The organism is Streptomyces sp. NPDC006339, assembly GCF_040612775.1.
Taxonomy (GTDB): Bacteria; Actinomycetota; Actinomycetes; order Streptomycetales; family Streptomycetaceae; genus Streptomyces.
The window spans coordinates 41,390-62,956 of the sequence record NZ_JBEXQW010000033.1 but is presented as its reverse complement, the minus strand read 5'-3'; the positions used below and the strand labels follow the sequence as shown (position 1 = coordinate 62,956).

Here is a 21,567-nt window from a genome sequence, read left to right as displayed (position 1 = left end):
GGTGCGGGCCCGTCCCACGCGGCGGGCCCGCACCGCGATACTCCCCCGCCCAACCCCGTACGCACCGATCTGGAAGGACGCCCCCGTGGCCACCTCCGTACGGGCGAGGAACGGCGGCTCCCCGTCGCCCGACGCACCGCCCTCCCGCTCCCCGCGCTCCGGCTCCGGCCGCGCCGGTGGACCGTCCGCCCGCCGCAGCAGGCTCTACCGGTGGGACCTGAAGGCGACGCCCTACGTCTTCGTCGCCCCCTTCTTCCTCACCTTCGCCGCCTTCGGCCTCTTCCCCCTCCTCTACACCGGCTGGCTCTCGCTGAACCGGGTGGAGCTCGGCGGGGAACCCGAGTGGAGGGGGCTGGAGAACTACACCGACCTCGCCGACAGCGAGTTCTTCTGGAACGCGCTCCTCAACACCTTCACCATCGGCGTCATCTCGACCGTCCCGCAACTGCTCATGGCCCTCGGCCTGGCCCACCTGCTCAACTACAAGCTGCGCGGGCGGGGTTTCTTCCGGGTCGCGGTCCTCGCCCCGTACGCGACCTCCATCGCGGCGGCGACCCTGGTCTTCGCCCAGTTGTTCAACACCGACTACGGGCTGATCAACTCGGCCCTCGGTCTCGTGGGTTTCGACCCGGTCGACTGGGAGTCCTCCACCTGGCCGGCGCAGATCGCGATCTCGGTGATCGTGACCTGGCGGTGGACCGGCTACAACGCGCTGATCTACCTGGCCGCGATGCAGGCCGTGCCGAACGACCTGTACGAGGCGGCCGCGCTCGACGGGGCCTCGCGCTGGCGGCAGTTCGTGAGCGTCACGATCCCCTCCATCCGCCCCACGATCCTGTTCACCGTCATCGTCTCCACCATCGGCGCCACCCAGTTGTTCGGCGAGCCGATGCTCTACGGCGGCAGCGTGGGCATCTCCGGCGGCAGCGGCAACCAGTTCCAGACGCTGAGCCTGCTGATGTACGAGAAGGGCTGGGTCACCGGCGCACTCGGCCAGGCGTCCGCCATCGCCTGGGTGATGCTGCTGCTCCTGCTCCTCATCGGCGGCGTGCAGGCGCTCGTCGCCCGTTCCCACCGCAAGAAGCTGGGGGGCTGAACCCGTGCGCACTCGTTTCCGGCAGTCGGCCGGACGGCAGCACCACGCCGGTCCGCTGACCTACGTCCTGCTCGGCCTCGCCGCGCTGGTCTCGCTCTTCCCGCTCTACTGGAACCTCGTCGCCGCCTCGCACACCGGCGAGCGGGTGGTCACGGCCCCGGCACCGCTGCTGCCCGGCCCGCGGCTCCTCGACAACCTCTCCTTCGCCTGGAACCAGGTCGACATGGGCGAGGCGCTGATCAACACCACGGTCGTGGCCGCCCTGGTGGCGATGTCCACGGTCCTCTTCTCCACGCTCGCCGGCTTCGCCTTCGCCAAGCTGCCGTTCAGGGGCCGGAACGCCCTGCTCACCCTGGTGGTGGCGACGATGACGATCCCGCCCCAGTTGAGCGTCATCCCGCTGTACCGGATCGTCACCGACCTCGGCTGGGTCGACCAGCTCCAGTCGGTGGTCCTGCCGTCGCTGGTCGCCGCCTTCGGCGTGTTCTTCATGCGGCAGTTCCTCATCGAGGCGCTGCCGGTCGAGCTGGTGGAGGCGGCCCGGATGGACGGGGCGCACTCGCTGCGGATCGTCTGGCACGTGGTCTTCCCGGTCGCCCGGCCCGCGATGGCGGTCCTCGGCATGCTGGTCTTCGTGCAGGCGTGGAACGACTTCTTCTGGCCGTTCATCGCGCTCACGCCCGACGGCAACCCGACCCTCCAGGTGGCGCTGGCCGGCCTCGGCGCGGGCAACCACACCGTCGACCACGCGGTGGTGCTCACCGGGGCGCTGATCTCCACCGTGCCGCTGCTGCTGGTGTTCGCCGTGCTCGGCAAGCACATCGTCGGCGGGATCACCGCGGGCGCCGTCAAGAGCTGACGGCCCGGCCCGCCTCTCCTTCGTACCGCATCCACCTCTTCTGCGTTGGGAGCCCTCTCCTATGACCGCGTCCGACACCCGGCCGCTCACCGCCGTCCGCCGTTTCCCGCCCGACTTCCTGTGGGGCGCGGCGACCGCCGCGTACCAGATCGAGGGCGCGGCGGCGGAGGACGGCCGTACGCCGTCCATCTGGGACACCTTCTCGCACACGCCCGGGAAGGTCTTCCAGGGCCACACGGGCGATGTCGCCGTCGACCACTACCACCGGTTCCGCGAGGACGTCCGGCTGATGTCCGAACTGGGCCTGAACGCCTACCGGTTCTCGGTGTCCTGGTCCCGCGTGCAGCCGACCGGCCGGGGCCCGGCCGTGCGGAAGGGCCTGGACTTCTACCGGCGGCTCGTCGACGAGCTGCTCGCGGCCGGGATCGAGCCGGCGCTGACCCTCTACCACTGGGACCTGCCGCAGGAGCTGGAGGACATGGGCGGCTGGCCGGAGCGGTCGACGGCCGAGCGGTTCGCGGAGTACGCGGCCCTGGTCGCCGACGCCCTGGGCGACCGGGTGACCCGCTGGACCACGCTCAACGAGCCCTGGTGCAGCGCGTTCCTGGGGTACGGCTCCGGGGTGCACGCCCCGGGCCGTACGGACCCGGTGGCCGCGCTGCGGGCCGCCCACCACCTGAACCTGGGGCACGGGCTCGCGGTGCGGGCGCTGCGCTCGGCGCTGCCGTCCGGGGCGAAGCTGGCCGTCTCGCTGAACCTGCACGAGGTGCGCCCGCTGACCTCGTCGCCGGCCGACGCGGAGGCGGCCCGCCGCATCGATACCGTGGGCAACCGGATCTGGCTGGGGCCGATGCTGGAGGGCGGCTATCCGCGGGAGCTGTTCGCCGACACCGCCCACCTGACCGACTGGTCTTTCGTCCGGGACGGGGACGAGGCGACGGCGGGGCAGCCGCTGGACTGGCTGGGCATCAACTACTACACGCCGACGGTCGTCTCGCGGGTCGCCGAGGGCGAGGAGAAGCCGCAGGACGACGGCCACGGCAACAGCGCGTTCTCCCCGTGGCCCGGCGCCGACGACGTCGCCTTCCACCAGGCGGACGGGGAGCGGACGGCGATGGGCTGGCCGGTCGACCCGTCCGGTCTGAAGGACCTGCTGACCCGGATCTCGGCCCGCCATCCGGGGCTGCCGCTGGTGGTCAGCGAGAACGGCGCGGCCTACGAGGACGTGGTCGCGGCGGACGGCTCGGTGCACGACCCGGAGCGGGCCGCCTATGTGCACGCGCATCTGGAGGCGCTGCACCGGGCGGTGGAGGAGGGGGCCGTCGTGCACGGCTATTTCCTGTGGTCGCTGCTCGACAACTTCGAGTGGGCGTACGGCTATGCGAAGCGGTTCGGTGCCGTGCACGTCGACTACGAGACGCTGCGGCGCACCCCGAAGTCGAGCGCCCGCTGGTACGCGCGGGTGGCCCGCACGGGTGAGCTGCACGCTCCGGGGGCGGACGGCTGAGCAAGATCGTGCGGCGGTACGGTTGCCGGGCGGTCCGCCGACCGGGACCGTACCCGTCACGGAGGGAAGTGCCCGAGATGTCTGTGATCCACCGGACGACCATGACGCCGACCAAGCTGGAGCTCCTGGAGACCTGGCTGCCGACCCGCCCCTGGTATCCGGCGACGGGCGGCACGCCCGTGCTGGAGAAGGCGGGCGGTTTCCGGCTGGACGACCCGGAGGGCGAGGTGGGCATCGAGTTCATGGTGGTGCGGGACGCGTCCGCCCCCGAGCGGCACGGGTACCTGGTGCCGTTGACCTACCGGGGGGCGCCGCTGGAGGGCGCGGAGCAGTCCCTGGTGGGGACCTCCGAGCACGGCGTGCTCGGTACGCGGTACGTGTACGACGGGACGCACGACCCGGTGCTGCTCGCCGAGCTGCGGGCGCTGCTGCAGGGGCGCGCCGAGCCGCAGGCGCAGAGCGAGTCCGACACGCCGGACCCGAAGGTGTCCGCCACCGTCGACGAGGACGTGACGTGGGCTCCGGAGGCGGACGTCTCCGTCACGGACGGAGCGGACGGCACGGTGATCCGCTTCGGTACCGGGGCGCCGGAGCTGCGGGTGGTCCGGGTGCTCGGGACCGGCGAGGAGCCGGCGGCCGGGGCGCGCGGCGCGGTCACGTCCTGGTGGCTGCCGGCGGAGGGCGAGGAGCGGACCGAGGCGTTCGTGGTCGTGCGCGACGCGCCCTGACGCCGGGGCCCGGCCCCTCGGCCCCCGGTCCCGGATGCGGGGCGGGCGGCCCGTCAGAAGACGGACAGGCCGGTGATGGTGGTGAACCGGTCGAGGGCGGCGACGCCCGCGACCGAGTTCCCCCGCTCGTCCAGGCCGGGGCTCCACACACAGAGCGTGCAGCGGCCCGGGACGACGGCGATGATGCCGCCGCCGACCCCGCTCTTGCCGGGCAGTCCGACCCGGTAGGCGAAGTCGCCGGCGGCGTCGTAGGTGCCGCACGTGAGCATGACGGCGTTGACCTGCTTGGCCTGGCTGCGGGTCAGCAGCCGGGAGCCGTCGGCGCGGATGCCGTGCCGGGCGAGGAAGCCGGTGGCGAGGGCGAGGTCGGCGCAGGACGCCTCGATGGAGCACTGGCGGAAGTACTCGCGCAGCAGGGTGGGCACGGGGTTGGCGATGTTGTCGTAGCTCGCCATGAAGTGGGCGAGGGCGGCGTTGCGGTCGCCGTGCGCGGTCTCGGACGCGGCGACGTCACGGTCGAAGTCGAGGTCCTGGTTGCCGCTCTCGGCGCGCAGGAAGTCCCGCAGGACAGCGGAGGCGTCGCCGGTGATCCGGTGCAGCCGGTCGGTGACGACGAGGGCGCCCGCGTTGATGAAGGGATTGCGCGGGATGCCGTTCTCGTACTCCAACTGGACGAGGGAGTTGAACGGGTTGCCGGAGGGCTCGCGGCCGACGTGGTCCCACAGGGCGTCGCCCTCGCGGGCCAGGGTGAGGGCGAGCGTGAAGACCTTGGTGACGGACTGGGTCGAGAAGGGCTGCTGCCAGTCCCCCACGCCGTAGACGGTTCCGTCGAGCTCGGCGACGGCCATGCCGAAGCGGCCGGGGTCGGCGGAGGCGAGCGCGGGGATGTAGTCGGCGGACCGGCCGCGGTCGGTGAGGTCGGCGATCTCCTCGGCGATGCGGTCGAGGACGGGTTCGAAGGTCAACAGCATGCGGACATCTTGCGCCGGAGCGCGGGCGGCGATGTCAGTGCCCCCTCCTATGATCATGGCCGTGTCGCACGCGCGTGCGTCATCCGGCCGCGGCGCGGCCGGCGAAGGGGAGGGGATCCCGATGTTGAGTCCTGTCATGCGACGCGTCCGGAGGGGCCGGCGGGCCCTGGGAGCGCTGCTCGCGGGCGCGGTGGCGTCCGTGTTGCTGCCGACGGCCGCCCAGGCCGCCGAGACGTCGGCCGCGCGCACGTACACGGTGTGGCAGTGGAACGTGGCGGGGAACACGATCCACGACGGTTCGACGACCGACGGCATGGTCACGCAGGCGGCGGCCTCGATCGCGAACCGCTCGGCGGACTTCGCGGCCTTCAACGAGCTGTGTCAGGGGCAGTACAGCGCCCTGGTGGACGCGCTCCGGGCCGAGGGCTGGCCGCTGGACGCCCAGAACTTCGCCCGTTTCGAGCCGAGCCGCCCGGCGGGGAACGCCGCGGTGTGCAACGGCGAGGCGTTCGGGAACGCGATCTTCAGCAAGCGGCCGCTCGGTGCGGCCGCCCGCTTCGCGCTGCCGGACGACGGGACGGCCGAGAAGCGCAACATGCTGTGCGCGCCGCTCACGGACGGCACGGGGACCCGCTTCTGCACCACCCACATCACCACGAGCCAGTCCTTCAACGTGGCCCAGCTCGACTTCGTGCGGCAGAAGCTGGAGGCGTACCACACGGCCGGTGAGACGGCCCTGATCGCGGGCGACTTCAACGCCCAGCCGCACTACGGCCGGCTGAACGCGTACTACGCGCCCAGCCTGGACACGCCGAACAACTCCGGCAACACCGGCCACTACCGGGAGCTGGACGACAACGACGCCGGCAACTGCCTCGGTTACGGCGAGTGGACGGCGGACGGGACGCCCGGGGCCACGCCGCCGTGCGGGGGCCTGGCGAAGATCGACCACATCTTCGTGCGCGAGAGCGCGCTGGCCGGTCCGTACAGCGCGGACTCGCTGGCCATCTCGACCACGTGCACGGGCGTCCCGGCCTGCTCGGACCACCGGATACTCGTCGGCACGGTGACCGTCGTCTGACACCTGTCCTAGGGACGCGCGCCCATGTCGTCCATCGGCTCCCCGGGCCGCATGGGCTCCATGGGCGTGCCGTCCGTGGTGAGGCCGGGCAGCAGCCAGTCCTGGACGGGGTCGACCAGGCACAGGGCCGCCAGGACCAGGAAGGCGACACCGGCGACGCGGCTCAGGGCGGGGCCGTGGCGCCAGAGCTTCTCCAGGAAGACGACGGCGGCGACCGCGGCCATGGCGGCCACGTTCATGACGCCGAGCGGCACGAGCAGGATCATCAGGCCCCAGCAGCAGCCGAGGCAGTAGAGGCCGTGGTGCAGGCCGACCCGGACGTCGCGGGCGCGGGGCCGGTAGTGGGCGTAGCGCGTCAACTGGAGCATCGGGCTGCGGCAGTGGCGCAGGCAGACGTTCTTGAGCGGGCCGAGCTGCTGGAGGCCGGCGAGGGCGAAGGCCCCCGCGCCGATCCAGGGACCCGCGTCCGGGTGGTCGCGGACCAGGGCGTCGGTGAGGGCGAGCAGGCCGTACGCGACGAGGCCGAAGGCGGTCCACACGAGCAGGTAGCCGCTGACGAAGGCGGCGGTGCGGCCCGCGCGGACGGCTCCGGTGGACCGGCGGGCGATCCCCCTCGCCCAGGTGAGCGCGACGGGCGCGACGGAGGGGAACATCATCGCGACCATCATGACCAGCCACAGCGCGAGGAAGAGCGGCACGGCCATGCCCATGGTGCCGGGCTCCACGCCCATGTCGCGGGCCTGTGCGGTGGTCAGCGTCCAGGCCAGGGCGGCGATGACCGCCATGAGCAGCCAGGCCGCGGCCAGGTCCCGGGCCGGGAGCAGCGCCGGGGCGTGACCGGGGGTGCGTGTCTCGCCCACCCTTCCAGGACAGCACAGCCGGCGGCGAGGCGCGGCGCCGGCGGCGCGCCGGGCGGCTCCCGGAGTGGCGTGGGCCCGGCGTCGGGGCGAGGGTGTCTGAAGGGAGACGTACGGGACGCAGGGAATGAAAGAGCAAGGGAGTGAGGTGAGCCGGGTGCCGGTGAGCGCGGATGAGCCGGGCGCGCCCTGCTGGCTGAGTCTGGCGGCGCGTGACCTCGGCGCGGCGGAGGAGTTCTACGCGGCCGTCCTCGGCTGGACCTTCCGGCACGGCCCGCTGGGGCACGGCTTCTCGGTGGGTGAGCGGGACGGGGTCCCGGTGGCCGGGATCGGCGAGGTGGCCGTCCGGATGGCGGTGCCGGTGGCCTGGACGCCGTATTTCGCGGTGCCCGACGCGGACGAGGCGGTGGCGCGCATCCGGGAGCGCGGCGGCACGGTCGGCGTGGGCCCGGTGGCCTTTCCGCCGCGTGGCCGGGCGGCGCTGGCCACGGACCTGGAAGGTGCGGCGTTCGGGGTGTGGGAGGGCCGGGTGTCCTCGCGCTGGCGGCTCGGCGAGCACCATGCCCCGGCCTGGCTGGAGCTGCACACGCGTAACGCCTTCGACGCGGCCGTCTTCTACGGGGGCGTCCTGGACTGGCTGAACGGCGGTGTGGAGCGGTTCGAGGTGGCGTACGAGGACGACCAGGTCGTGCTGTACAGCCAGGGCGAGGCGATCGCCCGGCTGAACAGCGGCCCGGTGGAGGCGGCCTCACCGCAGCCGCAGCTCCGCCCGCGCTGGCTGGTCCACTTCCGGGTGCCCGACCTGGAGCGCGCGACCGCCGCGGTCGTGAAGCACGGCGGCTCGCTGGTCCCGGAGGCGGACCACGGCTGGCCGGTGCCGGCGGGCCGCCGGGCGTCGGTGCGCGATCCGCAGGGCGGGCTGTTCACGCTGGACGAGGCGGCGGAGGGGGAGGTCTGAGGACGGTCGCGGCGCCGGGCGGTGGCGCGCGGCCGGTCAGTCTCGGGGCTCCGGTGCCGTCAGGCCCAGCTCCCCGGTGGGCTGCGGGGCGAACCAGCGTGCGGTGGCCTCCGCCGTCACGCCGGCGAGGGTCGGCGGGGTCCAGCGGGGGTCACGGTCCTTGTCGACGACCTGGGCGCGAATGCCCTCGACGAGGTCGGGCGAGGTGAGGGCCGCGCAGGAGAGACGGAACTCCATGTTCAGGGTCGCTTCGAGGGAGTCGAGCGTCCGGGCGCGGCGGAGCGCGGCCAGGGTGGCCTTGAGGGCCGTGGGCGAGCGGGTGAGCAGGACGGTCGCCGTCTCCTTGGCCTCGGGGACGCCGGAGTCGGTGAGGCGCTCGACGATGCCCTCGACGGTGTCGGCGGCGTAGCAGGCGTCGATCCAGTCCCGCCGGGCGGCGAGCTCACCGGCCGGTGCCGGGCGGGCGTGGCGGGCGACGGCCTCGGCGGCGGGCAGGCGGGTGAGGTCGGTGGCGAGCTCCGGCAGGGCGGCGGCGGGGACGAAGTGGTCGGCGAGGCCGGCGAGGAGCGCGTCGGCGGCGCCCACCGCCGTGCCGGTGAGGGCGAGGTGGGTGCCGAGTTCGCCGGGGGCGCGGCTCAGCAGATGGGTGCCGCCGACGTCGGGGACGAAGCCGATGCCGGTCTCGGGCATGGCGACCCGGGAACGTTCGGTGACGATCCGGACGGATCCGTGCCCGGAGACGCCGACGCCGCCGCCCATGACGATGCCGTCCATGAAGGCGACGTACGGCTTGGGGAAGCGGGCGATCCGGGCGTTGAGCCGGTACTCGTCGCGCCAGAAGCCGACGGAGGCGGGGCCGCCGGCCCGGGCGTCGTCGTGGATGGCGCGGATGTCGCCGCCGGCGCACAGGCCCCGCTCCCCCGCGCCGCGGAGGACGACGGTGGTGACGGACGGATCGTGCTCCCACTCCGTCAGGGCCTCGTCGATCCGGCGCACCATCGCATGCGTGAGGGCGTTGATGGCGCGCGGCCGGTTCAGGGTGAGGAAGCCGGCCCGGCCCTCGGTGTGGACGAGGACCTCGGGCTCACGGGGGCCGGTGGGTGCCGACATGGTGCGTCCTTCCGATTCCTTCCGGGGCCGTTCCGGGGTGCCGAAACGATCTTCCGTCCACCGTAACCGCCCCGGCCGCCGCCGGACAGGGCTTCGGTTCCGCCACCGGCCGGCGCGGGGTGGCGACCCGGATGGGCGAACGGTGAGGAGTGATGTGGATCCGACGGTGGGCGCGCGGGGGCCGCGTATCGGCGAACGCCGCCCGGGCAGGGGCGGCCGCCTGCCGGGCCACGTATCCGCGACCCCGACCGGGCAGGCGCCGCCGCACGCTGGGCGCCGCACCGACCTGGTCCCCGTCCGGGCGCCGCACTCACCTGGCCCCCGGGTCCCGGGCGCCTCACCCACCTGGCCCTCTTCCCGACGGCGCGCCGTCACGGCTCGCCTGCACCAGGGCGGCGCACCCACCTGGCCCCCGTCCGGGCGGCGCACCGCCACGGCGCCGGCGCCGGGCGCCGCAGCCATGCCTCGTATCTGCTTGCGCCGACCGGGCAGGTGCCGCCGCACGCTGGACGCCGCACCGGCCTGGTCCTCCGGTCCCGGGCGCCTCACCCACCTGGCCCTCTTCCCGGCGGCGCACCGCCACAGCTCGCCTGCACCAGGGCGGCGCACCCACCTGGCCCCCGTCCGGGTGGCGCACCGCCACGGCGCCGGCGCCGGGCGCCGCGGCCATGCCTCGTATCTGCTTGCGTCGATCGGGCAGGTGCCGCCGCACGCTGGGCGCGCATCGGCCTGGTCCTCCGGTCCCGGGCGCCTCACGCACCTGGCCCTCTTCCCGGCGGCGTGCCGTCACGGCTCGCCTGCGCCAAGGCGGCGCACCCACCTTGCCCCCTCCGGGCGGCGCACCGCCACGGTCCGCCTGCGGCGGCCCCCCTCACCCGTCCGGTCCTGCGCCTGGTCCTTCGCCCGGGTCCGGTCCGCTGACCGGCCGGGTGGGTGCGATCGGGCCCGGCCCGGGCCGTCTCCCGGGGTCCCTCGCCCCACCCCAGGCCCGCGCCCGGGATCCCCTCTCCCACTCCCGCCGTCGCCCGGTCGGCCCAACGGTCGCTCTCCGTCGCGGCGGCTCCCGTTTCCCCTGCCGGTCGCACCGGGGGCAGCATGGAAGGAAGCCCCCGGCGAGCAGGGCGGGAAGGAGCGCACGGTGACGCGAGGCGCCGACCGGTCCCCTGAGGCAGGCCGGGGACGGCCCACCGGGCTACGGAGCGTGGCCGGGCAGGTCTTCGCCCTGCAGGCGATCATCGCCCTGCTGCTCATCGCCGCGGCCGCGTTCGCCCTCGTCCTCCAGGACCGCTACGACAGCGAGCGGAACGCCCGCCACCGCTCCCTCGCCGTCGCCGAGACCTTCGCCCAGGCACCCGGGCTCGCCGAGGCCCTGCGGTCCGATGATCCGACGGCGGCGCTCCAGCCCCGCGCGGAGGCGGCCCGGCTCGGCTCCGGCGTCGACTTCGTCGCCGTGCTGGCCCCGGACGGCGCCCGCTTCACGGACTCCGACCCCTCTCTCATCGGCCAGCGGGCCCAGGGGGATCTGGACCGGGCCCGGGCCGGGGAGTCGTTCACCGAGGTCTTCCACGGGGCTCCGAACGACGCCGTCCGCGCGGTCGTCCCGGTCCGGGCCGAGGACGGGACCGTGGTCGGCATCGTGACCAGCGGCATCGAGGTGGAGACGGTCGGCGACTCGGTGGAGGCCCGGCTTCCCCTGCTGTTCGGCGCGGCCGGCGTCGCGCTGGCGCTGGCGCTGGGCGGCGCGGGTCTGGTGAGCAGGCGGCTGCGCCGGCAGACGCACGGCCTCGGCCCGGCGGAGATGACCCGGCTGAAGGAGCACCACGAGGCGGTTCTGCACTCGGTGAAGGAGGGTGTCGTCATCGTCGGGGGCGACGGGCGGCTGCTGCTCGCGAACGACGAGGCGCGCCGCCTCCTGAAGCTGCCGGCGGACGCGGAGCGGCGCGATGTCCGCGAGCTCGGCCTGGAACCCCGTACCGCCGCGCTGCTGCTGTCGGGCCGGGCCGCGACGGACGAGGTGCACCTCGCCGGTGACCGGCTCCTCGCCGTGAACGTCCGGCCCACCGGGGACCGCGCGGGCGGCAGCGTCATGACCGTGCGGGACACCACCGAGCTGTCCGCGCTGACCGGCCGGGCCGAGGTGGCGCGGGGCCGGCTGCGGCTGCTGTACGAGGCGGGGACCCGGATCGGCACGACGCTGGACGTGGTGCGGACGGCGGAGGAACTGTCGGAGGTGGCGGTGCCGCGGTTCGCCGACTTCGTGACGGTGGAGCTGCTCGACCCCGTGATGCGCGGCGAGGAGCCCTCGGGCGCGTACACGGAGATGCGGCGCACGGCGCTGACGGGGGTGCGGCAGGAGACGCCGTTGCAGCCGGTGGGCGATCTGATCCGGTTCGTGGTGCCGACCACGCCCATGGCCTCGGCGCTCGACGAGGGCCGGGCGGTGCTCCAGGCGGACCTGGCCTCGGCGCAGGGGTGGCGGGCGCAGGACCCGGAGGGCGCGGCGCAGGCGCTCGCGTACGGACTGCACTCGCTGCTCACGGTGCCGTTGCTCGCCCGGGGTGTGGTGCTCGGGATGGCGAACTTCTGGCGGGGACGGGACACCCCGGAGCCGTTCGGTGAGGAGGACCTGTCGTTCGCGGAGGAGCTGGCGGCGCGGGCCGCGCTGGCGATCGACAACGCGCGGCGGTTCACCCGCGAGCACTCGATGGCGGTGGCGTTGCAACGCAGTCTGCTGCCGCGGGTGCTGCCGGAGCAGAACGCCATGCGGGTGGCCTACCGCTATCTGCCCGCGACGGCGGGGGTGGGCGGCGACTGGTTCGACGTCATCCCGCTGCCGGGGGCGCGGGTGGCGCTCGTGGTGGGGGACGTGGTGGGGCACGGACTGCACGCGGCGGCGACGATGGGGCGGCTGCGGACGGCGGTGGCGAACTTCTCCACGCTCGACCTGCCGCCGGAGGAGCTGCTGACCCATCTGGACGAGCTGATCGACCGGCTCGGCGAGGAGAACGAGCCGGCGCCGGAGCGGGAGGGCGCGGGTGACGCGGACGGGGACGGGGATGGGGGCAGGGGGCGGAGCGAGGACCGGGACGGCGGTGCGGAGGGCACGGCCGGCGCGACCTGTCTGTACGCGATCTACGACCCGACCACCGGTTTCTGCACGATGGCGAGCGCGGGCCATCCGGGGCCGGCGCTGGTGCGGCCCGACGGCAGCGTGGAGTTTCCCGCACTGCCCGCGGGGCTACCGCTGGGGCTCGGTCTGGGCGACCGGCCGTTCGCGTCGGCGCGGCTGCGACTGGAGCCGGACAGCAAGCTGGTGCTGTTCACCGACGGTCTGGTGGAGGACCGGCACCGGGACTACGACACGGGGCTGGCGCTGCTGCGCAGGGCCCTGGCCCAGCCCGGCCGGACGCCGGAGCAGACCTGTGCGGACGTGCTCGCGACGCTGCTGTTCCCGGTGCCGTCCGACGACATCGCGCTGCTCGTGGCGAGCGCCCGCCGGATCCCCCCGGACCGGATCGCGGAGTGGGAGGTGCCGTCCGATCCGTCCGCCGTCGCGCCGGTGCGCAACGCGGCGGCGGCGCGGCTCGCCGAGTGGGGTCTTGAGGACGTCGGGTTCACGGCGGAGCTGGTGCTGAGCGAGCTGATCACGAACGCGATCCGGTACGGGCGGCCGCCGGTCAAGGTGCGGCTGGTGTACGACCGGGTGCTGATCTGCGAGGTGTCGGACGGCAGCAGCACGTCGCCGCATCTGCGGCACGCGACGGACACCGACGAGGGCGGCCGGGGGCTGTTCCTGGTGGCGCAGTTCGCCCACCGCTGGGGCACCCGCTACGCGCGCCGAGGCAAGACGATCTGGGCCGAACTCCCCGTCGCGCCGGACGGGGGCGGCGACGCGGCGGCACCGATGCTCGATCCGGACGCGCTGGAGGATCTGGCCTGGTGAGGCGCCACGCACCTTCACTCCGCCCGTAGTACTCTCCTTGAAGTACTACAGGCCGGACCTGGTGACAGGAGTGATGACGGTGGCGCGCAGGAATCCCGAGCGCAGAGCAGCGCTCGTCGACGCCGCGATCGAGGTGCTCGCGCGTGAGGGGGCCCGGGGCCTGACCTTCCGGGCCGTCGACACCGAGGCGGCGGTCCCGCCCGGCACCGCATCGAACTACTTCGTCAACCGGGACGACCTCCTCACCCAGGCGGGCGCCCGCGTCTACGAGCGCCTCCAGCCCGACGCGCAGACGCTGGACCACCACCGGACGGCGAGCCCGGACCGCGCGACGTACACACAGCTCATGCGCGACCTCGTCGAGCGCGTCAGCTCCTTCCCCACCGGCTACCTGGCCCTCCTCGAACTCCGCCTGGAGGCCACCCGCCGCCCGAACCTGCGCGCCGTCCTCACCGAGCGGGTCCGCGCGGACGTCGAACAGAACGTCACCTACCACGAGTCCACCGACCTCCCGGGCGACGCGACCGCGGTGAAGCTCCTGATCCTGACCCTCAACTGGCTGATCGTGGAACAGCTCACGCTCCCCGACGTCTTCTCCGAGACCGAGCGCGACGCCCTGATCGAGGCGGCGGTCGACCGGATCGTCTTCCCCTAGACCGCGTCCGACGTCCGATTCCGCGCTTCACCGCACCACCTGAAGGCCGCTCAGGCGGTGCCCTCCGTCTGATTCCGCTGCCTCCGGCCCGGCGCATGGGCCACAACCCGGAGCAGCCCCTAGACCGCGTCCCGTACCGGGCTCGGCAAGTGGTCGGTGAACCAGGTGGCGGCGAGGTCGCCCACGCGTTCCAGGGTGCCCGGTTCCTCGAAGAGGTGGCCGGCGTCGGGGATGGTGACGAGGCGGTGGTCGCAGTGGAGGCGGGCTTCGGCCTGGCGGTTGAGGTCGAGGACCAGGGGGTCGGCGCCGCCGACGATCAGGAGGGTCGGTGCGGTGACCTCAGGGAGGCGTTCGTCGGCGAGGTCGGGGCGGCCGCCGCGGGAGACGACGGCGCCGACGCGGCTGCCGGGCTCGGCGGCGGCCCACAGCGCCGCGGCCGCGCCCGTGCTGGCCCCGAAGTAGCCGGTCGGCAGGGCGCCCGCGCCGGGGCGTTCGGCGAGCCAGTCGGCGGCCCGCCGCAGGCGTTCGGCGAGCAGGGGCGTGTCGAAGACGTTGGCCCGGTCGGCGGCCTCGTCCTCGGTGAGCAGGTCGAAGAGCAGCGTGCCGAGCCCGGCGCGGTGCAGGGTGGCGGCGACGGCCCGGTTGCGCGGGCTGTGCCGGCTGCTGCCGCTGCCGTGCGCGAAGAGCACGACACCGGTGGCCCCTTCGGGCACGGTGAGGTGTCCTCCCGCCTCCGTTCCGCCGAGCGGGATGCGGACCTCGGCGTCCTCGGCCCCCGCCGCCCCCTCCGCGCCGCCGCGGCGCGCCCTCAGGCGGGCCACGACCTCCTCGTCCGGGGTCTGGGAGAAGTCCTGGTAGAACTGGCCGATCGCGTAGAAGGTGACGGGTTCGCGCACGCAGTACGTCTCGTCCGCCGCGCCCGCGACCCGCGTGGTCCAGCCGCGGGGCGCGACCGGCACGGCGAGGACGATCCGGGCGGCGCCCCGGGCCCGTACCACCTGGCAGGCGGCGAGCGCGGTCGCGCCGGTGGCGAAGCCGTCGTCGACCACGACGACCGTACGGCCGGTGACGTCGGCCGGTTCACGGGCGCCCCGGTAGCGGCGGGCCCGCTCCTCCAGGACGGCCCGCTCGCGCCGCTCCGCCTCGGCGAGGTCCCGGTCGGAGACACCGGTCCGGGCGATCACCTCGTCGTTGAGGACGCGGACGCCGCCCTCGCCGATCGCGCCCATGGCCAGCTCGGGCTGGAAGGGCACGCCCAGCTTCCGTACGAGACAGATGTCCAGGGCCGCGCCGAGCGCGTCGGCGACCTCGGCCGCGACGGGCACTCCCCCTCGGGGCAGCCCCAGGACCGTCACGTCCCGTCCCCGGAGGTCCGTGAGCCGCTCGGCGAGCTGCCTGCCGGCGTCGGTACGGTCGGTGAAGTACATGTCCTGCTCGCCTTCCTGCCCGGTCCCGCGGAACCGGCCCGGCCCGGACGGGCCGTGGCGTCACACGGGCCGGGCCGTCAGAGCCGGTCCGCCCGCCTCCCCCTCGGCCACGCGGGAGATCCGCATGCCGAAGGGACGGCTGATCCGGCCGAGCACGTCGTGGAGCCACCGCAGGTCCCGCTCCGGGACCCGTTCGAGGCGCAGCCGCCGGCTGCGCAGCGGCACGAGCCGCACCTCCGCCAGGGCGCCGTCCTCGTCGTGGACGGTGACGAGGTGGAGGAGCCGCAGGTCGTCACGGTAGTGCTCCTGTCCGCTGATGCCTTCGTAGTCGTTGACGAGGTCGCCGCAGCCGTGCAGGACGAGCCTGCCCCGGTACGCCTCCAGGGGCCGCGGGTGGTGCGAGGAGTGGCCGTGCACGATGTCGGCGCCCGCGTCGACGAGGGCGTGGGCGAAGGACACCTCGGCACGGGCCGGGACGTAGCCCCAGTTGGGGCCCCAGTGGAGGGAGACGACCACGAGGTCGCCGGGCCGCCGGGCCGCGCGCAGCCGGGCGGTGAGCCGGGCCGCCGCCTCGTCGGCCGGTCCCGCCGCGAAGTGGACCCCGCCGCGCCGGGCGGTGGCCGCCCAGTCGCGGGGCACGCCGCTGGAGGCCAGACCGAGGGCGAAGACGAGGAGCCGGCGTCCGCCGGGCAGCGGTACGGCCGCGGGCCGCCGGGCCTCCTCCGCGTCGCGGCCCGCGCCGGCGGTGCGCAGTCCGGCGCCGGCGAGGGCGTCGAGGGTGTCGTCGAGTCCGCGCCGGCCGTAGTCCAGGACGTGGTTGTTGGCGAGGACGACCACGTCGGGCCGTACGGCGGTCAGCGCGGGCAGGTTGGCCGGATCCATCCGGTAGTGGACGGCCTTTCCGGGGACCGGGACGTCGTGCCGGGTGACCGCCGTCTCCAGGTTGACCACCCGGGCGTCCGGCCGGGCGGCGTCGAGCAGGGCGAGGGCCTCGCCCCACGGGTAGCCGGGGCCGGCGGCGCGGGGCACCGGTCCGGAGCGTGCCTCGGCGAGGGCCACGTAGTGGCGGGCGTCGCGCACGTACCGCTCGGGCAGGGCGGGGTCGAGCGGATGGGGAAGGATCTGGTCGATTCCCCGGCCGAGCATCACGTCGCCGCAGAGGAACAGTCCGGTCAGACCGTCGCCGCCCATACACCCAGGCTAGTCCCCCGGGCGTCATGCCTTCCGATGATCATGATCGTCCCGGGGAAGGACGCGCGGCGCGGGCCGAGGCGGCGAGGATGGTCGCCCCGTGCGCGGACCGCGCGCGGGGCGACCGACGACGACCCGTGGGACGACCGGCGCACCGGCCGGCGAAGCGGCCGACCGCAGTGACCGTGACGCGATCGACCGTCGCGACCGGCGGTCGCGACCGGCCGCCGCGATGGGCGCGTCGTCGGCGAGACGACCGACGAAGGGGGAACCTTCTCATGCGCTCCACGCGCACCACGCGACCCGCGCACCCCACGCAGCCCACGCACCCCGACCAGCCCGCGCACGTCCCGCACCTCACCGGCTCGGCCGCCGCCACCCGGCGCCCGGCCCGTACGACGGCCGTACTCTCGACCGCCCTGCTCGCCCTGTCCCTGGGCGTGCTCCCGGCCCATGCCGCCGACGCCACGGGGGCGGCGTCGGCGAGCGCGGTGGCGCTCCACCACCGGCCCGCCCTGGACCGGGAGGCGCTGCGCGGCAGTCTCGACGCCTTCCACGCCGCGGGCATGTACGGGGCCTTCGCGGCGGTCCGGGACGGCTCCGAGCGGTGGCGCGGTGCCACGGGCCTCGCCGACCCGGCCGGCGGACGGCCCATGGCGCCCGGCTTCGAGCACCGGGTCGGCAGCATCACCAAGACCTTCACCGCCGTGGCGCTCCTCCAGCAGGTGGAACGCGGCCGGATCGACCTGGACGCGCCCGTCGGCCGCTACCTCCCGGACCTCGTCACCGGCGAGCGCGGCGAGAAGGTGACGGTCCGGATGCTGCTCAACCACACGAGCGGCATCGCCGACTACATCCTGCCCGCCTTCCCCGGGCTGCTCCAGGACCCCGGCAGGACGCTGGACGAGAACCGGCTGCGGCGGATCGCACCGGAGGAGCTCGCCCGGCTCGGTCTGGCCGCCCCGCCGGTGAAGGAGCGCGGGACGCACTCCTACTCCAACACCAACTACATCCTCGCCGGGCTGATCCTGGAGCGGGTCTCGGGCCAGGACCCGGAGGCGTACATCACCCGCCACGTCATACGCCGGGCGGGCCTCCGCCACACCTACTTCCCCGCCTCGCCGTCGATCAAGGGGCCGCACGCGGGGATGTACGAGTCGTTCTTCGGTCTCATCGACCCGCCGCGCGACTACAGCACGTACGACATGTCGTGGGGAGGCACGGCCGGCGCGCTGGTGTCGACGACGGACGACCTCAACACCTTCTACCGCAAGCTGCTGGGCGGCAGGCTGCTCGGCCCGGCCGCGCTCCGCGCGATGAAGACGACGGTCCCGGCCTACGAGACGGAGCCCGGCGAGGAGGCCCTGATGCGCTACGGGCTGGGCCTCTACACGCTGAAGATGCCGAGCGGCGGCTGGTACTGGGGTCATGACGGCGCGGTGTTCGGCGCGGGCACGTGGTCGCTCGCCACCGAGGACGGCCGCCGCCAGGTCACCGTGGCCTGGAACCTGATGAAGTACCAGCGCTTCGACGAGCAGGGCCGACCGCTGCCCGATCCGGTCACCCCGGCGCTGTACGCCTTCGTCGACGGCGCCCTGAGCGGCCGCGCCCCGGCGCCCGCCGAGGGCCTGCGCTCCGCCGCCCCGCCGGCCCCGGCCGATCTGCCGCCGCTGGTCGACCGCCTGCCGGGCGTCCGGCACTAGAGGGTTTCCGGGTTCAGCGACCGGCCCGGGCCGCGCGGCGGATCGTGGCGTCCACCAGGGCGAGCGCGTCCGCCGCGGTACGGCCCTGGGCCCGGTTCCAGGGGCCGATCAGCTCGGTCCAGCCGCGGGAGCGGAGCTCTTCGAGCATCCACGCCCCGGCCTCGTTCATGGTGGCGGCGCTGCCGTAGCCGAGCCGGTGGGCGGCCAGCATCGCCCCGCAGACACACCGCGCGCCGCGCCGGTCGCGGAGCTTGTACGGGGTGTTCTGCCAGCCCCAGGTGGTGAGCACGCGGCGGGCGTGGGCGAGATGCACGGACGGGCGTACGTCAGGGCTGCCGATGCGGCGCCAGATGTGCAGCCGGTCCGGCAGGATCGCGCCCAGCCGGCCGGGCAGCGGCCGTTCGCCGGGCGGGAGGGCGGGCTCGGTTCCGGTGATGGTCCCGGGGACGGGGGCGGGGGCGGTGTCGGGGGCGGCGGGCCGGGCGTCGAGGGACGCGAGGGCGTCGGCGACGAGCCGGTCGACCGGGACGGACAGCAGCCGCCGCCAGTCGGCCGCCTCCTCCCGTACCGGCGGGGCCTCGGTCCAGCGGGCCACGATCTCCTGCCAGGCCGCGGTGTCGAGCAGGGCGGCGGCTGCGCGGTCGAGCTCGTCCGGGGTGGTGGCTGCTGCGGCGAAGGTGACGGCTGGGTTCGGCATGCGGGCGACTCCACGACTTATTCGTACCTCTATCGGTAGAAATGTCGGCTCTGTCGCCCGCAGGCTTGAGCGTCAGATGCTCAGCACCCCGCCCGCCGTGCCCGTGAGGTGCTCGGGGGTGAGCAGTTCGGCGAGCCGCTCGGGCGGGAGCAGGCCCTTCTCCAGGGTGAGCTCGGCGACCGAGCGGCCGCTGGCCAGGGCTTCCTGGGCGATGGCGGTCGCGGCCGTGTAGCCGAGGTGCGGGTTCAGCGCGGTGGCCAGGCCGATGGAGTTCTCGACGCTCGCGCGCAGGACCTCGACGTTGGCCGTGATGCCGGTGACACAGCGCTCGGCGAGTGTGAGGCAGGCCGCCCTGAGCGAGGTCAGGCTCTTGGACAGGGCGTGGAAGATGACCGGCTCGAAGGCGTTGAGCTGGAGCTGGCCGCCCTCCGCCGCCATGGTGATGGTCATGTCGTTGCCGATCACCTCGAAGGCGACCTGGTTGACCACCTCGGGGATGACCGGGTTGACCTTGCCGGGCATGATGCTCGAACCGGCCTGGACCGGCGGCAGGTTGATCTCGCCGAATCCCGCGCGCGGACCGGAGGAGAGCAGCCGCAGGTCGTTGCAGGTCTTGGAGAGCTTCACGGCGATCCGCTTGAGGACGCCGGAGAGCTGCACGAAGGCGCCGCAGTCCTGGGTGGCCTCGACCAGGTTGGCGGAGGTGACCAGGGGCAGTCCCGTGATGTCGGCGAGGTGCCGGCGGGCGGTCTCCGCGTAGCCGGGGGCGGCGTTGAGACCGGTGCCGATGGCGGTGGCGCCGAGATTGATCTCGTGGATCAGCTCGACCGCCTCGGCAAGGCGCCCTCGGTCCTCCTCCAGCATCACGGCGTACGTGGAGAACTCCTGGCCCAGCGTCATGGGCACGGCGTCCTGGAGCTGGGTGCGGCCCATCTTGACGACGCCGCCGAACTCGACCGCCTTCTCGGCGAAGGCGTCCTGGAGCACGGCCATGGCGCGCAGCAGCTCGCGGGCCGCGCCGATGGCGGCGATGCGGATGGCGGTCGGGTAGACGTCGTTGGTGGACTGGCCGAGGTTGACATCCTCGTTGGGGTGCAGGAGGTGGTACGCGCCCTTGGGGTGGCCGAGGAGTTCGAGGGCCCGGTTGGCGACGACCTCGTTGGCGTTCATGTTGGTGGAGGTGCCGGCGCCGCCCTGGACGACGTCGACGACGAACTCGCCGTGCAGCGCGCCGCCCCGGATCTCGCGGCAGGCGGCGACGATGGCCGCCGTCTTGTCGGCGGGGAGCAGACCGAGCTCCTCATTGGCGAGGGCGGCGGCCTCCTTCACGGCGGCGAGCGCGTCGATCAACTGCGGGTAGACGGAGATCGGGGTGCCGGTGATGGCGAAGTTCTCCGTGGCGCGCAGGGTGTGGACGCCCCAGTACGCGTCGGCCGGGACGTCGCGGTCGCCCAGCAGGTCGTGTTCGCGCCGGACGGCAGGCGAGGGAACGGTCGGCTCGGGAGCGGTGTGCTGTGGTGCGGGGATCACGGTGACGGTGCCTTACGCGGGGGGAGGGGAGGGCGGCGGAAGGAGGTGGACCAGCGAGGGGGCCGAGCGATGAGGGGCGAGGCCCCGCCGGGGCGCGGGGCCCGGCCGCGCCGGGGCCGGCGAGACGGAGCCCATGGGGGCGGGGCCCATGGGGCGGCCCAGCGAGACGGGCGGAGCCCCCAAGGGCCCCACCCGTGTGCCCCGCCGCACGCCTCAGTGCGCGACGGCCAGGGCCGGCTCGGCGCGGACCGGGCCTTCGAGGAGGGTGCGGAGCAGGCCGGTGCGGCGCTCGGGCGAGGGCGTGTCGGCGAGGAGCGCGGCCAGCAGGGCTATGCGGGCCTGACCGGGTCGCAGGGTGCCGGCGAGGACCGCGCCGGCGGCGGCCAGGTCGACGGCGCCGCCGCCCGTGTAGACCTCGGCGACGGGGCCGGAGGCGACCCGGGTCGAGAGGACGACGTGAACGCCCTGGTCGACGGCGCGGGCCACGGCCTCGGCGATCTCGGGCGTGGCGTTGCCGGCGCCGGTGCCGACGAGGACGATGCCGCGGGCCCCGGCGGCGACGGCCGCCTCGAAGAGGACCGGGTCGGCGTCGGAGTGGTGCGTGACGATGTCGACGCGCGGGGCCGGCCGGTCCTCGGCGGGCAGCGGCAGCGGTGCGGGGCGCACGGGTTCGCGCTCGATGTCGACCTGCCCGAAGCCGAGGCGGCCGACGCGCTCGCCGGAGGGGTCGGCGAAGGGGTCGGCGGCGAGGGTCTTGGTCTTGACGGTGCCGCGGGCGGCGTGGACGAGGCCGTCGAAGACGACGAGGACGCCGAGGCCGCGGACGGTGGCGGCGACCTGGAGCGCGTCGTAGAGGTTGCCGGGACCGTCGCCGTCGCCCGTGCCGAAGGGGCGCTGGGCGCCGGTGAGGACGACCGGGCGGGGGTCGGAGTGGTGCAGGTCCAGGAAGAAGGCCGACTCTTCGAGGGTGTCGGTGCCGTGGGTGACGACGATGCCGTCGACGCCGGGGTCGGCGAGCGTCTCGTGGACGGTGCGCAGCAGGGCGAGCTGGCGCGCGGTGGTCATCCGGGAGCTGTTGACGTTGAAGAGGTCGACGACCTCGACCTCGACGTTGTCGGGGACCGCGGCCGTGGCCACGACGTCGTCTCCGGAGGCGTCGGCGGCGTATCCGCTGCCGGTCCAGCGGCTGGCGATGGTGCCGCCGGTGCTGATGACCACGATGCGGCGCGGCCGGGCGTCGCGCGTCCACTTCAT

General features: G+C 74.4%; 17 protein-coding genes. 9 read left to right on the top strand and 8 right to left on the bottom strand.

The window, feature by feature from the left end:
• Nucleotides 1–85: 85 nt before the first annotated feature.
• From ABZ135_RS25455 to ABZ135_RS25440, 4 genes are all read left to right on the top strand, one after another.
• Complete coding sequence (locus ABZ135_RS25455; protein ID WP_356698565.1) at nucleotides 86–1,096, top strand: sugar ABC transporter permease; 1,011 nt, start codon at nucleotides 86–88, stop codon at nucleotides 1,094–1,096.
• Between the two features lie 4 nt (nucleotides 1,097–1,100).
• Nucleotides 1,101–1,955, top strand: a complete 855-nt coding sequence (locus ABZ135_RS25450) for a carbohydrate ABC transporter permease (protein ID WP_356698564.1) — start codon at nucleotides 1,101–1,103, stop codon at nucleotides 1,953–1,955.
• Between the two features lie 61 nt (nucleotides 1,956–2,016).
• Nucleotides 2,017–3,462, top strand: coding sequence for a GH1 family beta-glucosidase (locus ABZ135_RS25445; RefSeq protein WP_356698563.1), 1,446 nt, complete (start codon nucleotides 2,017–2,019; stop codon nucleotides 3,460–3,462).
• 77 nt (nucleotides 3,463–3,539) lie between these two features.
• Nucleotides 3,540–4,190: a 1,4-alpha-glucan branching protein gene (locus ABZ135_RS25440; protein ID WP_356698562.1), complete on the top strand. Its 651-nt coding sequence runs from the start codon at nucleotides 3,540–3,542 to the stop codon at nucleotides 4,188–4,190.
• Nucleotides 4,191–4,243: 53 nt separating this feature from the next.
• Here the strand turns inward: ABZ135_RS25440 and ABZ135_RS25435 are convergent, their stop codons facing one another.
• The gene (locus ABZ135_RS25435; protein WP_356698561.1) at nucleotides 4,244–5,161 is read right to left on the bottom strand and encodes a glutaminase; all 918 of its coding nucleotides are present in this window, start codon (nucleotides 5,159–5,161) and stop codon (nucleotides 4,244–4,246) included.
• 136 nt (nucleotides 5,162–5,297) lie between these two features.
• Here ABZ135_RS25435 and ABZ135_RS25430 point away from each other — a divergent pair, with 136 nt between their 5' ends.
• A complete protein-coding gene (locus ABZ135_RS25430) occupies nucleotides 5,298–6,242 on the top strand; it encodes an endonuclease/exonuclease/phosphatase family protein (protein ID WP_356698560.1) in 945 nt (314 codons plus the stop codon).
• 8 nt (nucleotides 6,243–6,250) lie between these two features.
• On the opposite strand, the gene ABZ135_RS25425 is transcribed toward ABZ135_RS25430, so the two are convergent.
• Nucleotides 6,251–7,027, bottom strand: coding sequence for a DUF2182 domain-containing protein (locus tag ABZ135_RS25425; RefSeq protein ID WP_356698594.1), 777 nt, complete (start codon nucleotides 7,025–7,027; stop codon nucleotides 6,251–6,253).
• Between the two features lie 235 nt (nucleotides 7,028–7,262).
• On the opposite strand from ABZ135_RS25425, the gene ABZ135_RS25420 reads away from it, so the two are divergent.
• A complete protein-coding gene (locus ABZ135_RS25420) occupies nucleotides 7,263–8,057 on the top strand; it encodes a VOC family protein (protein WP_356698559.1) in 795 nt (264 codons plus the stop codon).
• A 36-nt stretch (nucleotides 8,058–8,093) separates the two neighbouring features.
• Here the strand turns inward: ABZ135_RS25420 and ABZ135_RS25415 are convergent, their stop codons facing one another.
• Nucleotides 8,094–9,167, bottom strand: coding sequence for an enoyl-CoA hydratase/isomerase family protein (locus ABZ135_RS25415; protein ID WP_356698558.1), 1,074 nt, complete (start codon nucleotides 9,165–9,167; stop codon nucleotides 8,094–8,096).
• A gap of 1,201 nt (nucleotides 9,168–10,368) precedes the next feature.
• Here ABZ135_RS25415 and ABZ135_RS25410 point away from each other — a divergent pair.
• Entirely contained in the window at nucleotides 10,369–13,110 is a 2,742-nt protein-coding gene (locus tag ABZ135_RS25410) for a SpoIIE family protein phosphatase (RefSeq protein ID WP_356698557.1), read from the top strand.
• Nucleotides 13,111–13,189: 79 nt separating this feature from the next.
• On the top strand, nucleotides 13,190–13,765 hold the full coding sequence (locus tag ABZ135_RS25405; protein ID WP_356698593.1) for a TetR family transcriptional regulator: 576 nt from the start codon (nucleotides 13,190–13,192) through the stop codon (nucleotides 13,763–13,765).
• A gap of 119 nt (nucleotides 13,766–13,884) precedes the next feature.
• Here ABZ135_RS25405 and ABZ135_RS25400 read toward each other — a convergent pair whose 3' ends face one another.
• Both ABZ135_RS25400 and ABZ135_RS25395 read right to left on the bottom strand, forming a co-directional pair.
• Nucleotides 13,885–15,192, bottom strand: coding sequence for a phosphoribosyltransferase family protein (locus tag ABZ135_RS25400; RefSeq protein ID WP_356698556.1), 1,308 nt, complete (start codon nucleotides 15,190–15,192; stop codon nucleotides 13,885–13,887).
• Nucleotides 15,193–15,252: 60 nt separating this feature from the next.
• Nucleotides 15,253–16,383, bottom strand: coding sequence for a CapA family protein (locus tag ABZ135_RS25395; protein ID WP_356698555.1), 1,131 nt, complete (start codon nucleotides 16,381–16,383; stop codon nucleotides 15,253–15,255).
• Nucleotides 16,384–16,661: 278 nt separating this feature from the next.
• Between ABZ135_RS25395 and ABZ135_RS25390 the strand changes: the two genes are divergently transcribed.
• Nucleotides 16,662–18,086 (top strand): serine hydrolase domain-containing protein, encoded by a 1,425-nt coding sequence (locus ABZ135_RS25390; protein WP_356698554.1) that lies wholly within the window; start codon nucleotides 16,662–16,664, stop codon nucleotides 18,084–18,086.
• A 13-nt stretch (nucleotides 18,087–18,099) separates the two neighbouring features.
• Here the strand turns inward: ABZ135_RS25390 and ABZ135_RS25385 are convergent, their stop codons facing one another.
• The 3 genes from ABZ135_RS25385 to ABZ135_RS25375 all read right to left on the bottom strand — a co-directional run bounded on the left by ABZ135_RS25385 (nucleotide 18,100) and on the right by ABZ135_RS25375 (nucleotide 21,567).
• Nucleotides 18,100–18,783, bottom strand: a complete 684-nt coding sequence (locus ABZ135_RS25385; protein ID WP_356698553.1) for a hypothetical protein — start codon at nucleotides 18,781–18,783, stop codon at nucleotides 18,100–18,102.
• Between the two features lie 72 nt (nucleotides 18,784–18,855).
• Nucleotides 18,856–20,310, bottom strand: a complete 1,455-nt coding sequence (locus ABZ135_RS25380; protein ID WP_356698592.1) for an aspartate ammonia-lyase — start codon at nucleotides 20,308–20,310, stop codon at nucleotides 18,856–18,858.
• Nucleotides 20,311–20,526: 216 nt separating this feature from the next.
• Nucleotides 20,527–21,567 carry an asparaginase gene (locus ABZ135_RS25375; RefSeq protein WP_356698552.1) on the bottom strand — a complete coding sequence of 347 codons (1,041 nt, stop codon included), beginning with the start codon at nucleotides 21,565–21,567 and terminating at the stop codon, nucleotides 20,527–20,529.